Genomic DNA, 15283 nt, shown 5'->3' on the forward strand with positions numbered 1-15283 from the left:
GGTGTTCGGGCCGCCCGGTGGTGCCGTAGCGCAGCTGGATGTCAACGACGCCTCCTACTTCGGTGTCCTCCCCGTGCTCAGCGAAACCGCCGGCCACTACGGGGTCAGCGCCGCGGATATGGCCCGGGCCTCGATCACCGGCCAGCCCTTCCACCTGCAGAGCCCCCTGGTCCCCGCGATCCTGCTCCTTGTCTCCCTCGCCAAGGTGGACCTGGGCGACCACCACAAAAAGGTCCTCTGGCGCACCGCCGTAATCTCCCTAGTTATGCTCGCCGTGGGAGTACTCACCGGAGCCATCGGCATCGGCTAGCACCCGGACAGAGCAACGCGGGGTCACTTACCGCCCATTCCGGCCCTCCGGATGGGCCGTAAGTGACCCCGCGTTGCTTGGTGGGACGGGCGGGCAGCCAACGGATCGTCCCTCCCGGCGCCGGACGGCGGCAGGCCTTGGGACACGTAGACTGGGACGGAAAATAATCCGAACCTGCAGGGGAGATCCATGGCTGCGATCAACCGCGACGACGTCGCGCATCTCGCGCGTCTCGCGCACATCGAGATGAGTGCTGAAGAGCTGGACAGGATGGCCGGCGAACTCGCCGTCATCGTCGATTCGGTGAAGTCCGTCAGCGAAGCCGCCGGTGACGACGTCCCGGCAACGTCCCACCCGATCCCGCTGACGAATGTGTTCCGCGAAGACGTTGTGGGCCACACTTTCACGGCCGAGCAGGCACTCTCCGGCGCCCCCGACGCCTATGAAGGCCGCTTCAAGGTCCCGGCAATCCTGGATGAGGGCTAAGAACATGACTGACAACAACGAACTGATCCGCTCTTCTGCCGCAGCGCTCGCCGGCAAGCTGGCCGCCCGCGAAGTCTCCGCCGTCGAGGTTACCCAGGCGCACCTGGACCGCATCGCCGCCGTCGACGGCCAGGTCCATGCCTTCCTGCACGTCAACACGGACGAGGCGCTCGCCGTCGCAGCCGAGGTGGACGCGATCCGCGCCGCCGGCGGCGCCGCGGCCGACGAGCTGCACACCCTCGCCGGTGTGCCGATCGCCGTCAAGGACCTTATCGTCACGATTGGCCAGCCCACCACGGCCGGCTCGAAGATCCTCGAGGGCTGGTACAGCCCCTACGACGCCACCGTCGTCGAACGGCTGCGCGCCGCCAGGATGCCGATCCTGGGCAAGACCAACCTGGACGAATTCGCGATGGGCTCCTCCACCGAGCACTCCGCCTTCGGCCCCACCCGCAACCCGTGGGACCTGGACCGGATCCCCGGCGGCTCCGGCGGCGGTTCCGCTGCCGCCGTCGCGGCCTTCGAAGCCCCGCTGGCCCTCGGTACCGACACCGGCGGCTCCATCCGCCAGCCCGGCGCCGTCACCGGCACCGTGGGCGTGAAGCCCACCTACGGCGGGGTATCCCGCTACGGCGCCATCGCCATGGCCTCCTCGCTGGACCAGATCGGCCCGGTCTCGCGCACGGTGCTGGACTCCGCCCTGCTGCACCAGGTCATCGGCGGGCACGATCCGCGCGACTCCACCTCGCTGCCGGACCCGCTGGAGGACCTCGTTGCCGCCGCTTCGATCGGCAACGTCGACGGCATGAAGATCGGCATCATCAGGGAACTCCACGGCGAGGGCTACCAGGCCGGCGTCGAGAACCGCTTCAACGAATCCCTCGAGCTGCTCAAGGGCGCCGGCGCAGAAATCGTCGAGGTCTCCTGCCCCAACTTCAAGTACGCCCTGGGCGCCTACTACCTGATCATGCCCTCCGAGGCCTCCTCCAACCTGGCCAAGTTCGACGGCGTCCGGTACGGCCTGCGGGTGCTCCCCGAAGACGGCCCGATGACGATTGAACGCGTCATGGCGGCCACCCGCGCCGCCGGCTTCGGCGACGAGGTCAAGCGCCGCATCATCCTGGGCACCTATGCCCTGAGCGCCGGCTACTACGACGCCTACTACGGCTCGGCCCAGAAGGTGCGCACCCTGATCCAGCGCGACTTCGAGGCCGCGTTCGCCAAGGCGGACGTGTTGATCTCCCCGACGGCGCCCACCACGGCGTTCAAGCTCGGCGAGAAGCTCAACGATCCGCTGGCGATGTACCTCAACGACGTCGCCACCATCCCCGCCAACATGGCCGGCGTCCCCGGGCTGTCCCTGCCTGGCGGCCTGGCCGACGAGGACGGGCTGCCGGTCGGCATCCAGCTGCTGGCCCCGGCCCGCCGGGACGCCCGGCTGTACCGGGTCGGCGCGGTCCTCGAATCCCTGCTCGAGGCGCAGTGGGGCGGCCCGCTGCTGGACCGTGCTCCTTCACTGACGGACTCTGCCCTTAATGACGCCGTCGCGAGCCACGGAGGTTCCCACTAATGTCTGATGCAACCCTCAGTTTCGAAGAGGCGATGGAGAAGTACGATCCCGTCCTGGGCTTCGAGGTCCATGTGGAGCTCAACACCAGGACCAAGATGTTCTCCTCCGCGCCGAACGTCTTCGGCGACGAGCCCAACACCAATGTCAACGAGGTGGACCTCGGCATGCCCGGCGTGCTGCCCGTGGTGAACAAGACCGCGATCGAGTCCTCGATCAAGATCGGCCTCGCGCTTAACTGCAAGATCGCCGAGACCTGCCGCTTCGCCCGGAAGAACTACTTCTACCCGGACACCCCGAAGAACTTCCAGACGTCCCAGTACGACGAGCCCATCGCGTACGACGGCTACCTCGACGTCGAGCTCTCCGACGGCACGATCTTCCGCGTGGAAATCGAACGAGCGCACATGGAGGAGGACGCCGGCAAGCTGACCCACATGGGCGGCGCCACCGGCCGGATCCAGGGCGCGGACTACTCCCTCGTGGACTACAACCGCTCCGGTGTGCCGCTGGTCGAGATCGTCACCAAGCCGATCGAGGGCGCCGGCAGCCGCGCACCCGAGCTGGCGAAGGCCTACGTGGCCGCCGTCCGCGAGATCGTGAAAAACCTCGGCGTCTCGGACGCGAAGATGGAACGCGGCAACGTCCGCTGCGACGCCAACGTCTCGCTGCGCCCGCACGGCCGTGAACGCTTCGGCATCCGCTCCGAGACGAAGAACGTCAACTCGCTGCGCGCCGTCGAACACGCCGTCCGCTACGAAATCCAGCGGCACGCCGCCGTGCTGGACGCCGGCGAGCCCATCATCCAGGAAACCCGCCACTGGCACGAGGACACCCGCACCACCACCTCGGGCCGGCCCAAGTCCGACGCCGATGACTACCGCTACTTCCCGGAACCGGACCTGGTGCCGATCGTCGCCTCGCGCGAATGGGTCGAGGAGCTCCGGGCCACGCTGCCCGAGCCGCCGGCTGCCCGCCGCAAACGATTGCAGGCCGACTGGGGCTACTCCGACCTGGAGTTCCGTGACGTCGTCAACGCCGGCGTTATGGACGAGATCGAGGAAACCATCGCCGCCGGCGCCACCGCCACGGTGGCCCGCAAATGGTGGATGGGCGAGATCGTCGGACGCGCCAAAATCGCCGACGTCGACCCCGGCCAGCTCGGCGTCGCACCGGCCACCATCGTGGAACTGAACACGATGGTCGAGGACGGCAAGATCAACAACAAGATGGCTACCGAGGTCCTCGACGGCGTCCTCGCCGGCGAAGGCACCCCGGCGGAAATCGTGGCCAAGCGCGGCCTCGCAGTGGTCTCCGACGACGGCCCACTCCTGGAGGCCATCGACGCGGCCCTCGCCGCGCAGCCCGGAGTCGCGGACAAGATCCGTGGCGGCAAGATCCAGGCGATCGGCGCGATCGTGGGCGGCGTGATGAAGGCCACCCGCGGCCAGGCCGACGCCGGCCGCGTCCGCGAGCTGATCCTGGAGCGCCTCGGCGTCGAAGGCTAAGTCGAAGGCTGACGCCCCCGACCTGCCCAACTGGCTCGCAGTTGTGGCCGTTTTGAGCCCCCAAAACGGCCCCTGCTGCGAGCCAGTTGGGTTAACGGACGGGTCAGGTGACCAGCCCGGTCATGATGGTCTGCAGCGCGTCGCAGACTTTTCTGACCGAGGTGCGTTTAAGGTTCTCCGGCCGGGCCAGGATGTCGATCCGGCGCCGGGTGCTGATGCCCTCCAGCGGCCGCAGCACGATGTCCGGGTTCAGCACCGGCCGGGCCGTGTGCCGCGGCAGCAGCCCGATCACGCCCCCCGTTGCCACCAGCGCGGCCACCGTGGAGTAGTCGTTGATCCGGTGGACAATGTTCAGTTCCTTGCTGGCGACGGCGGCGACGGCGGAGAGCACATCCGCGGGGGAGTAGCCGGCGTGGCTGGTCACCCAGGGTTCGCCGACGACGTCGTCCGCCGTCACCGTCCGCTGGCCGGCCAGCCGGTGCCCTGCGGGCAGCGCCACATCCAGCGGTTCGTGCGCGAGCGGGATCACCGCGACGCGTTCCTGGGGCCAGCGCGGGCTGTGGTCCATCCGGTGCGCCAACACCAGGTCATAGCGGGCGGTCAGCGCCGGGAAGTCCTGCTGGGCCACGTCCTCGTCGGACAGCAGAATCCGCGGCTGGCCCGGACCGGCCAGGGCCCGGGCCAGCGGGGCAAACAGTGCCTGCCCCGCGCTGTGGAAGCCGCTGAGCGTCACCGGCGCCACGGGGGAGCCGTGGTACGCGCCGATCGCCGTCCGGGCATCCGCCATGGCGCTGACGACGGCGGCCCCGGCGTCCGCGAGCACCTGCCCGGCCTCGGTCAGGACCAGGTTGCGGCCCTCCTTGCGGGTCAGCGGCACGTCCACAGTCTTCTGCAGGGCGGCAAGTTGCTGGGACACCGCCGAGGGCGTGACGAGCAGGGTTTCGGCGACGGCCTTGACGCTGCCGAGGGCCCCGAGTTCCCGGAGCATCTCAAGCTGGTGGATTTCCATGCCGACCATTCTAAGCGCAAGTAAAAGCTAAATCGTCGATTGAGAAAATCCCGGTTGTGCTAATGCTTTACTCCCGGTCTAATAGGGTGGGTTGTCCCACACGGCCTGCCCCAAACGGCAGGTCAAACCGCACAGTTAGGAAAGTCATGAAGGCTCTCTACAAGGCCGGCGCCCACGCAGGATTCGAACTGGTCGACCGCCCGGAGCCGGAAACCGGCGCAGGCGATGTCAAGATCCGCGTCATGACCACCGGAATCTGCGGCACGGACCTGCACATCCAGTCGTGGGACGCCTGGGCGCAGGGCATCATCAACGCACCCCTGATCGCCGGCCACGAGTTCTACGGCGAGGTCGTGGAGATCGGGGAGGACGTCCTGGACGTCAAGGTCGGGGACCGCGTCTCCGGCGAGGGCCACATCGTGTGCGGGATCTGCCGCAACTGCCGCGCCGGCCGCAAGCAGATGTGCATCAACACCGTCAGCGTCGGCGTCCAGCGCGACGGCGCGTTCGCCGAGTTCGTCGTGATCCCCGAGACCAACGTCTGGGTCCACCAGGACCCCTCCGTGACGCCGGAGCTCGGCGCCATCTTTGACCCCTTCGGCAACGCCGTCCACACTGCCCTGAGCTTCCCGCTGGTCGGCGAAGACGTGCTGATCACCGGTGCCGGCCCCATCGGCCTGATGGCAATCGCCGTCGCCCGCCACGCCGGCGCCCGGAAGATCGCCATCACCGATGTCTCCGCGCCGCGGCTGGAACTGGCCCGCGCGCTCGGCGTCGACCTCGCGATCGACGTCTCCAAGATGCGCGTCAAGGACGCCCAGCGCGAACTGGGCCTGCGTGAAGGCTTCGATATCGGCATGGAAATGTCGGGACACCCCACGGCCCTGCCTGAGATGATCGACAATATGAACCACGGCGGCCGGATCGCGATGCTGGGGCTGCCCAGCCAGTCCATCGACATCAACTGGGGCAAGGTGGTCACGCATATGCTGACCATGAAGGGCATCTACGGCCGTGAAATGTTCGAGACCTGGTACGCCATGAGCGCCATGCTGTCCTCCAACCCGGTACTGCACGCCAACATCTCCGCCGTCGTCACGGACACGCTGCCCGCCGCGGACTGGGAGAAGGGCTTCGAGATCGCCCGCGCCGGCGTCGGCGGCAAGGTGGTCCTGGACTGGACCGGGTTCTAGCCCCCGCCGTCCGCATCGTTTTCCGGCACACCGCACACATTCAGCTGAGGAGCACAACCCATGTATTCAGCCATCAAGGACCAGTTGCAGCGCGAGCTGGACGAGATCCGCACCGCCGGCCTGTTCAAGACCGAGCGGCACATTGATTCACCCCAGGCCAGCCACATCAAGGCCGGCCAGCTCGGCGGGGGCAGCGCGGACGTGCTGAACTTCTGCGCCAACAACTACCTGGGCCTCGCCGACCACCCGGAGATTATCGCCGCCGCCAAGTCCGCGATGGACGAGCGCGGCTTCGGCATGGCCAGCGTGCGCTTCATCTGCGGCACCCAGGACCTGCACCTGGCCCTCGAGGCACGCGTCTCCGAGTTCCTCGGGACTGAGGACACCATCCTGTTCTCCAGCTGCTTCGATGCCAACGGCGGTGTGTTCGAGTCACTCTTCGGCCCGGAAGACGCCGTCATCTCCGACGCGCTCAACCACGCGTCCATCATCGACGGCATCCGGCTCTGCAAGGCCCAGCGGTTCCGGTACGCCAACCAGGACATGGCGGACCTCGAATCCAAGCTGATCGCGGCCACCACGCAGGAGAACCCGGCCCGCCGCAAGATCATCGTCACCGACGGCGTCTTCTCGATGGACGGCTTCCTTGCCCCGCTCGAGGCGATCTGCGAGCTCGCCGAGAAGTATGACGCCATGGTCATGGTGGACGACTCCCACGCCGTCGGCTTTATGGGCGCCACCGGCGCGGGCACCCCGGAACACGCCGGCGTCTCGGACCGGGTGGACATCTACACCGGCACCTTCGGCAAGGCCCTGGGCGGCGCCTCCGGCGGCTACGTCTCCGGCCGCCGCGAAGTCGTGGCCATGCTCCGCCAGAAGGCCCGCCCGTACCTGTTCTCCAACTCGCTGGCCCCGGCCATCGTCGCGGCCACCCTGAAAGCCCTGGACCTCGTCGAGAACTCCGGCGAACTGCGCGGCAAGCTCTTCGCCAATGCGGAGCTGTTCCGGAACCGGATGAGCGAGGAGGGCTTCGAACTGCTCCCCGGCGAGCACGCGATTGTCCCGGTGATGTTCGGCGACGCCGTCATGGCCGCCAGGGTCGCTGATGCCATGCTGCACAACGGCGTCTTCGTCACGGCATTCAGCTACCCGGTGGTCCCCAACGGTGCGGCCCGGATCCGCGTGCAGCTCTCCGCCGCGCACAGCACCGACGACGTCGAGTCCTGCGTCCAGGCCTTCGTGCGCAGCCGCGCCGCCGTCGCCGAAACCGTCGCCGGCTAGCACCGCTGCCACGGTTCGGGCCGGTTGAGGTTGCGGCGCCACAAACGGCGCCGCAACCCGATCGTCTGCAAGGATGGGAGCATGTCAGCTAATTACGATGTCGTGATTGTCGGCGGCGGTATCGCCGGCCTGTCCCTTGCCTCAGCCCTTGCCGGACAATGCAGCGTCGCGCTGGTGGAAGCCGAGCAGTCGCTGGCGTACCACACGTCCGCGCGCTCGGCCCGGCAGCTGATCCCCAGCTACGGGCCCGCCGTGGTCCAGGAACTCACGCTGCGCACCCTCGAACTCATCGCCGCCCAGGACGCCGCCCGGCCGGAACCGGTGCTCTCGCCCCGCAGCTTTATGCTGATCGGCGACGACGCCACCGTGCGGGAGCAGGCCAGCGGCCACATGCAGCGGATCACCCATGCCGAGGCCCTCGAGCTCTGCCCGGCCCTGGTTCCGGACTCCTTCAGCGCCGCGGGCCTGGACACCGGCTCCTTCGCCTGCAACGCTCCCGTACTGCTTGACGACCACCGCCGGCGTGCCGAAGCCGGCGGCGTGGACATCATCACCGGTGCCCGGGTCCATTCGGCCCAGCGCCTGGGCTCCGGCTGGGAGCTCGGCGCCGGGCAGGAAGGCTTCCGGGCCGGCGTTGTGGTCAACGCGGCCGGCGCCTGGGCGGACGAACTCGCCGTCCTCAGCGGCGTAGAGAAAGTCCAGCTACAGCCGTACCGGCGGACTGCCGCGATCGTCGACGTCGAACATCCCCTTCCGGAGCACAGCCCCATGGTGGCGGCCGCCGACGACAGCTTCTACTTCCGGCGCGACGGCGAACAGGTCCTCATCTCACCGTCGGAACACGTGCCGAGCGGCCCGGAAGACGCGCAGCCGTTTCCCGGCGACGTCGAGGCGCTGGTGGCCCGGCTCAACACCCTCACCACGCTGGGCATCCGCGGCATCCGCGGCGTCCGCACGGCCTGGACGGGGCTTCGGACGGAAGCGGCCGACGGCCTCCCCGTGGTGGGGTTCGACGCCGAGGCCCCCGGCTTCTTCTGGCTCGCCGGCCAGGGCGGCTACGGTTTCCAGACGTCCTCCGGCATCGCCGAGCTGGCCGCGGGACTGATCCTTGCGGGGCAGGGCCCGGCTGGGGCCGCCGCCGGAACCGCAGCAGCCGCGAATCCGGCATCCCGGACGGGCGAGGCGCTGGCGGCAACCCGCTGGTCCATCCGGCGCTGAAGAATGGACGCATGAGCACCCTGATTACCAATATCGCCGAGCTGATGACGCAGGACACCGAACACCGGGTCCTGAAGGACGCGGCCGTCGTGATCGAGGGCGAGCGGATCGGCTGGATCGGGCCGGCGGCGGAGGCACCGGCGGCGGACGAGGCCATCGACGCCGGTGGACGCGCCGTCCTGCCGGGCTGGGTCGATTCGCACACCCACCTGATCTTCGCCGGGGACCGGACGGCCGAGTTCGAGGCCCGGATGGCGGGGGAGAGCTACAGTGCCGGCGGGATCGCCGTGACCACCGGCGCCACTCGGAGCACCAGCGACTTCGACCTCACCCGGCTGGCGATGGGACGGGTGGCCGAGGCCGTCTCGCAGGGCACCACATATCTCGAGACCAAGACCGGCTACGGCCTGGATGTTGAGAACGAGGCCCGCAGCGCCCGGATTGCCTCCACCGTCGCGGACGAGGTCACCTACCTCGGCGCCCATCTGGTGCCCGCCGGGCTGGATTCCGAGGAGTACACCGACCTCGTCTGCGGACCCATGCTCTCCGCCGTCCGGCCCTACGTCCGCTGGGCCGACGTCTTCTGCGAACGGGGTGCTTTTAACGAGGACCAGTCGCGGCGCGTGCTCCAGGCCTGCAAGGACGCCGGGCTCGGGCTCCGCGTGCACGGCAACCAGCTCGGCGAAGGCCCCGGCGTGCGGCTCGCGGTCGAATTCGGCGCCGCCAGCGTGGACCACGTGAACTACCTCTCCGCCGCCGACGTCGACGCCCTCGCCGCGAGCTGGTCCGGTTGGGACGCCGGAACCGGGCAGCGCGGCACCGTGGCCACGTGCCTGCCGGCCTGCGATCTCTCCACCCGCCAGCCGCTGGCCCCGGGCCGGGAACTGCTCGACGCCGGGGTGCAGCTCGCGCTGGCCTCCAACTGCAATCCCGGCACCTCCTATACGAGCTCCATGGCGTTCTGCGTCACCACCGCTGTGCTGCAGATGCGGCTCAGCGTCCACGAGGCCGTGCGGGCGGCGACCTACGGCGGTGCGCTGGCGCTCGGACGCGGGTCCGGGAACGACGTCGACGGCGAACGCGCCGTCGGCTCGATCGCCGTCGGACACCGCGCGGACCTGCACCTGCTCAACGCGCCGTCCGCCACCCACCTGGCCTACCGGCCGGGCATTCCACTGACCCACGCCGTGTGGCGCGCGGGGGTCCGCGCCCGCTGACGCAGCGCGTGCGCTCCAGGGGGCGGCCAGCTGCTAGAAAAACATCGGCGGGGCGTCCAGGACCGTTTCATCGACGCGCCGGGCTTCCCACTGGCTGAACGGCTTGTCCAGCTCATACTTGCCCAACCCGGTACGGTGCAGGGTCCGGACCGCGGCGTTTTCCGGGTTGTTGAGGGACTCGAAGTACTCCACGGACCAGTGGAACCAGCGCATGCAGAACAGCCGCATGGTCAGCCCGTGCGTCACGAACAGCGCGTTCGGGGCGTAGCTCGGCTTGGACCAGTGCCGGTACAGGGTTTCCATAAAGGAGGAGATCCTGTCGTACACATCGGAGCCGGACTCGCCCTCCCGGAAGCGGTAGAAGAAGTGGCCGTAGGCGTTGCGGAGCTCCTTCTGGTCCTCGATCTCGCCGGCGATCTGGAAGTTCGCCCAGTCCTGCTCCCGCAGCCGCGGCTCCTCGATGACCCGCTCAATCAGCGGACCGAGGTTGAGCGCCTCGAGGGTCTGGTAGGCGCGGAGATAGGGGGAGACATAGACGCAGACCGGTCGTCCGTCCAGCAGCCGCCGGACCTGCGTGCCGGCGGCGCGGGCCTGCTCGAGGCCCAGCTCGGTCAGCGGAATCCGGTAATCGGGCACCCGGTTGTAGATCGCGGTGTCGGCGTTGGCGGCGGACTGGCCATGCCGGATCATGATGATTTTCCCGGGCGCACTCATAAACCCCAAGCATAGGCGCCAACTACAGGCAAGATAGGAACATGTTGGTTCCCTCCCGCCGTCGGCTGCGGATCGAAGTATGGATTGTCCTGGGCCTGTCGCTGGGGCAGTCCGCCGTGTACTCGGTGGTGCAGCTGCTGGACAAGATGACCCGGGCGCCGCTGGCCCAGGGGACCTCCACGCTGAACCGCTCGCAAAGCCCCCGCGAGTACTTCGATCTCACCTACCAGCTGCTGGACATCATCTTCGCCCTCGTTCCGGTGGCCCTGGTGATCTACTTCCTCTCCGAGCACCGTCCCGCGTTCGGGTCCGGCGCCACGGCCTGCGGCAAGCTGGGCTTCAATTTCGCCCGGCCAGGCAAGGACCTGCTGCAGGGACTGGGCCTGGCGGCGCTGATCGGGATCCCCTCGCTGGGCCTCTACGCCGCGGGCCGGGCCCTTGGGATCACCACGGCGATCATCCCCAGCGCGCTGGACTCGTACTGGTGGACGGTGCCGGTGCTCATCCTCTCCGCGGTCCGGCACGGGATCGTGGAGGAAGTCATTGTGGTGGGTTATCTGCTGGACCGGCTCCCCGCATTGGGCTGGAGCATGCCTGTGGCCATCTTTGCCAGCTCCATGCTGCGCGGCAGCTATCACCTGTACCAGGGCTTCGGGCCGTTCATCGGAAACGCGATCATGGGCGTCGTCTTCGCCTTGGTCTACACCCGGACCCGCCGCGTGATGCCGCTGGTGATTGCGCACGCCCTGCTGGACATCGTGGCGTTCGTGGGATTCAGCCTGTTTGGCAAGGCCGTCGGCCTGGGCTGAGTGTGCACAAAGCAACGCGGGGTCACTTCGCGCCCATCCGGAGCCTTGGGACGGGCGCGAAGTGACCCCGCGTTGGTAAAAGGTATCGGCCGCCATCGATGGGTGACGTCATTGGCACCCGCCGATGGCGGCCGAAGCGGGGGGAGGTGAAGCGTCAGATCGTGACGGCTCCGGAGGCCGTCTCAAACGTGACGGAGAGGATACCGGGTGTCCCGCGGGGGGCGAGCCAGTTCACGGCCACGTCCTCCAGCGGCTTTTCCACCGGAACACCGAGCCATTCGGTCACGCGCTCAGCAGAGCCCGCGATGGTGAGGGCCGACATCTTGACGTTGCTCTCGTAGGCCTTCGACGGGTGGAGTTCCGGATCGCCCTCCCACTTGAGCATGTACGGGACTTGGGGATCGGCGATGAGTCCCAGGATGCCGATCTGCTTCCAGACCAGTTCGCGGCCGTCGGGGAACTTGCGGTTGCCGTTGACGGCGGAGCGGCCGAGCCGCTCCTCGAACGGTGCCAGGTCCTTGACCTCGACACACCAACCCATCCAGCCGCCGCCCGCTTCGGAGCGGGCGCGTACGGCCTGGCCGAAGGGCGCCTTGTCCGATGCCGGGTGGTTCAGGGCCTCGACAACCTCGAGGTACTTGTGTCCCGCCAGCGGGATAATCATGTTGCGGGTCCCGAATCGGGGGTGTACTCCGCCCTTCACGGCTTCGACGCCGAGGGCAGACGCGATTCGTTCGGTGGTGGCAGCCAAGCCATCTTGTTCACAGGCGTAAGAGACGTGATCCATGCGCATGCCCTCATCTTGACACTTTGTGATGCGCCTCTCAGCTTAGGGTGTCCTAACCGGGATGGGATGTCATGTTCTTCCCGCCGGTGACGCGGACTTTCCCCGTCGTCACTGACCCGGGACGCCCCGGACCTTCCCCCTCCAGCGGGTCACTTCATCTTCGTCACAAAGCTATCCACACCCGGGAAACGGTTCCTAGACTGGGTCCAGGTCATGAGTGCCAGCAGATTGCCCCGGCTTGCTGGCCGGCAACCCTCGTTTCGCGGTGGGGTGCCCCGGGTGAAGACCTGGCCGTCCGGCGCCCGCCGGAGGGCAAGCGCGGCGCCTGTGCCGCCCCGGGCCGATGAGCCCGGCGGCGGACCGTGCCCGGTCCTTTGAGGAGCATCCCGATGTCCAATGCCTGGTCCTTCGAAACCCGCCAGATCCACGCCGGCCAGGAGCCGGACAGCGCCACCGGCGCGCGGGCGCTGCCCATCTACCAGACGACGTCGTTCGTGTTCCCGAGCGCCGAAAGCGCCGCGAACCGCTTCGCCCTCGCCGAACTCGCCCCCATCTACACCCGGATCGGCAACCCTACCCAGGATGCCGTAGAGCAGCGGGTGGCAAGCCTGGAGGGCGGCCTCGCGTCGCTGCTGCTGAGCTCCGGCCAGGCCGCCGAGACCTTCGCGATCCTCAACGTCGCCGAGGCGGGCGACCATGTGGTGGCCAGCCCCAGCCTCTATGGCGGCACCTACAACCTGCTGGCGCACACGCTGAAGAAGTTCGGCATCTCCGTGACGTTCGTGGCGGATCCGGACAACCTGGCGCAGTGGCGCGATGCCGTCCAGCCCAACACCAAGCTGTTCTTCGGTGAAGTGGTCTCCAACCCCCGCCAGGACGTGCTCGATATCGAGGGCATCTCGAAGGTGGCCCACGAGGCCGGTGTGCCGCTGATCGTTGACAACACCCTGTCCACCCCGTACCTGATCCGCCCGATCGAGTGGGGCGCTGACATTGTGGTCCACTCCGCCACCAAGTACCTCGGCGGCCACGGCGCCGCGATCGCCGGCGTGATCGTGGACTCCGGCAACTTCGACTTCGGCAGGGACCCGGAGCGGTTCCCCGGCTTCAACACCCCCGATCCCAGCTACAACGGCCTCGTCTATGCCCGGGACCTCGGCAAGGACGGTGCCCTCGGCTCGAACCTTTCCTACATCCTCAAGGCCCGTGTCCAGCTCCTGCGCGACCTCGGCTCGGCGGTATCCCCGTTCAACGCCTTCCTCATCGCCCAGGGCATCGAGACCCTGAGCCTGCGCGTCGAGCGCCACGTCGCCAACGCCACCACGGTGGCCGAATGGCTGGAGGCACGGGACGACGTCGAATCCGTCGCCTACGCCGGGCTGCCGTCCAGCCCCTGGTACGAGCGCGGCCGCAAGTACGGCCCCAAGGGCACCGGCGCCGTCGTGTCTTTCAACATCGCCGGGGGAGCGGAGGCCGGACAGCGCTTCGTCGATGCCCTCGAACTGCACTCCCATGTGGCGAATATCGGCGACGTGCGCTCGCTGGTGATCCACCCGGCGTCGACCACCCACAGCCAGCTGACGCCGGAACAGCAGGCGATTGCCGGCGTGACCCCCGGCCTTGTACGGCTGTCGGTGGGCCTGGAGCACATCGACGACATCCTCGAGGACCTCGACGCCGGATTCCGCGCGGCCAAGGCCGTCTGAGGACTGCCGGCTCCCGGCGCACAGCCCCTTTCCGGGGTGCGGGGCGCCGGGAGTCATACGCGCGTCACAATCTTCGCCACAACGGCGCCTCAGTTCGTAGACTCAGTGAAGGTCATGAGTGCCAGCAGATAGCCCCGGCTTGCTGGCCGGCAACCCTCCTCTTGCGGCGGGGTGCCCCGGGTGAAGACCTGGCCTGCCGGTCAGCTGACGGCGGGCAAGCGCAAAGTTAGGTCCCCACATGAGCATTGCCGCCACCCGCAAGGGTGTATCCGGAAGCACCACCTCCCCCAACCCGGCTGCCGCGCCGGCAGAAACGGAGCGCCCGGAAACCGGACCGCCGGACACGGCGCGTTCCGACGAAGTTCCGGACGGGACCGTCCAATACCTCCGGATCGGGGACCTCGAACTCGAATCCGGCTCCCGGCTGCCGGACGTCACCCTCGCCTACGAGACGTGGGGAACGCTCAACGCGGACCGCTCCAATGCCGTGCTGATCGAACACGCACTGACCGGTGACACCCACGTCACCCGCGGCGCCGGCGAGGAACCGGGCTGGTGGGAGCAGCTCGCCGGCCCCGGCGCCCCCGTAGACACTGGCACGTACTTCGTTGTCTCCGTCAACATCCTCGGCGGCTGCTACGGCTCCACCGGCCCGTCCTCGCCGGCCCCCGACGGAAAACCCTGGGGCTCACGCTTCCCGCTGGTCACACTGCGGGACACCACCGCGGCCGAGGCCAGATTGGCCGATGCCCTCGGCATCCGCTGCTGGCACGCCGTCCTCGGCGGGTCCCTCGGCGGCGCCCGCGCCCTCGAATGGGCCGTCAGCCACCCAGAGCGGGTCCGGCGCTGCGCCGTGATCTCCGTCGGCGCCAGCAGCACCGCCGAGCAAATTGCCTTCGCCCAGGCCCAGACGCTCGCCATCCGCCAGGACCCCAACTTCAAGGGCGGGGACTACTACGGCGGCCCGGACCCGGAAGCGGGGCTCGCCCTGGCGCGCCGGATCGCGCACATCACCTACCGCTCCGCCGCCGAGCTGGACGGCCGCTTCGGCCGGAAGGCCCAGGAATCCGAGGCTCCGCTGGAAGCCGGTTCGCTGGCCGGCCGCGGACGCTACCAGGTGGAGAGCTACCTCGACCACCAGGGCAACAAGCTGGTCCGCCGCTTCGACGCGAACAGCTACATCGCCATCACCGAGGCGCTTATGAGCCACGATGTCTGCCGCGGCCGCGGCAGCCTCCGGGAAGCCCTGGCTCCGGCCACAGCGGACTTCCTGATAGCGGCTGTCGACTCGGACCGGCTGTACTTCCCGTCCCAGTCCCAGGCCCTCGCCGACGCCCTGCCGGGCGACGTCGCGGTGCACACCATCGAGGCGCCGATCGGACACGACGGCTTCCTGACCGAGATCGGCCAGCTCAGCGGACAGCTCCGGCAGAACTTCTTCAGCTAGGGCCTTGACGAGGGAACGTCTCCAAAAGTGG

At 68.4% G+C, this 15283-nt stretch carries 13 protein-coding genes, 1 pseudogene and 2 riboswitches; of the genes and pseudogenes, 11 read left to right on the forward strand and 3 right to left on the reverse strand.

The genetic code is table 11. From position 1 onward, the window contains the following. Window positions 1-43: 43 nt before the first annotated feature. From ACZYZE_RS09035 to gatB, 4 genes and pseudogenes are all read left to right on the forward strand, one after another. Window positions 44-310, forward strand: a pseudogene (locus tag ACZYZE_RS09035) (citrate:proton symporter); the annotation flags it as partial. A gap of 189 nt (window positions 311-499) precedes the next feature. Beyond that, on the forward strand, window positions 500-796 hold the full coding sequence (gatC, locus tag ACZYZE_RS09040) for an Asp-tRNA(Asn)/Glu-tRNA(Gln) amidotransferase subunit GatC (RefSeq protein ID WP_056432749.1): 297 nt from the start codon (window positions 500-502) through the stop codon (window positions 794-796). A 4-nt stretch (window positions 797-800) separates the two neighbouring features. Next, window positions 801-2366: an Asp-tRNA(Asn)/Glu-tRNA(Gln) amidotransferase subunit GatA gene (gene gatA / locus ACZYZE_RS09045; RefSeq protein ID WP_459319710.1), complete on the forward strand. Its 1566-nt coding sequence runs from the start codon at window positions 801-803 to the stop codon at window positions 2364-2366. Continuing rightward, complete coding sequence (gatB, locus tag ACZYZE_RS09050) at window positions 2366-3871, forward strand: Asp-tRNA(Asn)/Glu-tRNA(Gln) amidotransferase subunit GatB (protein WP_459319709.1); 1506 nt, start codon at window positions 2366-2368, stop codon at window positions 3869-3871. Before gatA ends, gatB begins: the two co-directional genes overlap by 1 nt. A 103-nt stretch (window positions 3872-3974) precedes the next feature. Here gatB and ACZYZE_RS09055 read toward each other — a convergent pair whose 3' ends face one another. Then, entirely contained in the window at window positions 3975-4880 is a 906-nt protein-coding gene (locus ACZYZE_RS09055) for a LysR family transcriptional regulator (RefSeq protein WP_459319610.1), read from the reverse strand. A gap of 146 nt (window positions 4881-5026) precedes the next feature. Between ACZYZE_RS09055 and tdh the strand changes: the two genes are divergently transcribed. The 4 genes from tdh (at window position 5027) to hutI (ending at window position 9789) form a co-directional block, all read left to right on the forward strand. Beyond that, window positions 5027-6073 (forward strand): L-threonine 3-dehydrogenase, encoded by a 1047-nt coding sequence (gene tdh, locus ACZYZE_RS09060; protein ID WP_459319609.1) that lies wholly within the window; start codon window positions 5027-5029, stop codon window positions 6071-6073. Window positions 6074-6133: 60 nt separating this feature from the next. Continuing rightward, window positions 6134-7354, forward strand: a complete 1221-nt coding sequence (locus ACZYZE_RS09065; RefSeq protein ID WP_459319608.1) for a glycine C-acetyltransferase — start codon at window positions 6134-6136, stop codon at window positions 7352-7354. An 81-nt stretch (window positions 7355-7435) separates the two neighbouring features. Further along, entirely contained in the window at window positions 7436-8572 is a 1137-nt protein-coding gene (locus ACZYZE_RS09070; RefSeq protein ID WP_463907397.1) for an NAD(P)/FAD-dependent oxidoreductase, read from the forward strand. Between the two features lie 11 nt (window positions 8573-8583). Beyond that, window positions 8584-9789 carry an imidazolonepropionase gene (gene hutI, locus ACZYZE_RS09075; RefSeq protein WP_459319606.1) on the forward strand — a complete coding sequence of 402 codons (1206 nt, stop codon included), beginning with the start codon at window positions 8584-8586 and terminating at the stop codon, window positions 9787-9789. Window positions 9790-9822: 33 nt separating this feature from the next. Here the strand turns inward: hutI and ACZYZE_RS09080 are convergent, their stop codons facing one another. Then, window positions 9823-10503, reverse strand: coding sequence for a histidine phosphatase family protein (locus tag ACZYZE_RS09080; protein WP_459319605.1), 681 nt, complete (start codon window positions 10501-10503; stop codon window positions 9823-9825). 41 nt (window positions 10504-10544) lie between these two features. Between ACZYZE_RS09080 and ACZYZE_RS09085 the strand changes: the two genes are divergently transcribed. Beyond that, a complete protein-coding gene (locus ACZYZE_RS09085) occupies window positions 10545-11312 on the forward strand; it encodes a CPBP family intramembrane glutamic endopeptidase (protein WP_459319604.1) in 768 nt (255 codons plus the stop codon). Between the two features lie 154 nt (window positions 11313-11466). On the opposite strand, the gene ACZYZE_RS09090 is transcribed toward ACZYZE_RS09085, so the two are convergent. Further along, window positions 11467-12105, reverse strand: a complete 639-nt coding sequence (locus tag ACZYZE_RS09090) for a VOC family protein (protein WP_459319603.1) — start codon at window positions 12103-12105, stop codon at window positions 11467-11469. A 203-nt stretch (window positions 12106-12308) separates the two neighbouring features. Then, a riboswitch (SAM riboswitch) is annotated at window positions 12309-12424 on the forward strand. A gap of 64 nt (window positions 12425-12488) precedes the next feature. Here ACZYZE_RS09090 and ACZYZE_RS09095 point away from each other — a divergent pair. Together ACZYZE_RS09095 and metX are read left to right on the forward strand one after the other, a co-directional pair. Continuing rightward, complete coding sequence (locus ACZYZE_RS09095) at window positions 12489-13805, forward strand: bifunctional o-acetylhomoserine/o-acetylserine sulfhydrylase (protein WP_463907398.1); 1317 nt, start codon at window positions 12489-12491, stop codon at window positions 13803-13805. Between the two features lie 110 nt (window positions 13806-13915). Beyond that, window positions 13916-14032, forward strand: a riboswitch (SAM riboswitch). Window positions 14033-14043: 11 nt separating this feature from the next. Further along, entirely contained in the window at window positions 14044-15252 is a 1209-nt protein-coding gene (gene metX, locus ACZYZE_RS09100; protein WP_463907399.1) for a homoserine O-acetyltransferase MetX, read from the forward strand. Window positions 15253-15283: the final 31 nt, after the last annotated feature.

The sequence above is a fragment of the Pseudarthrobacter woesei genome (assembly GCF_055412745.1).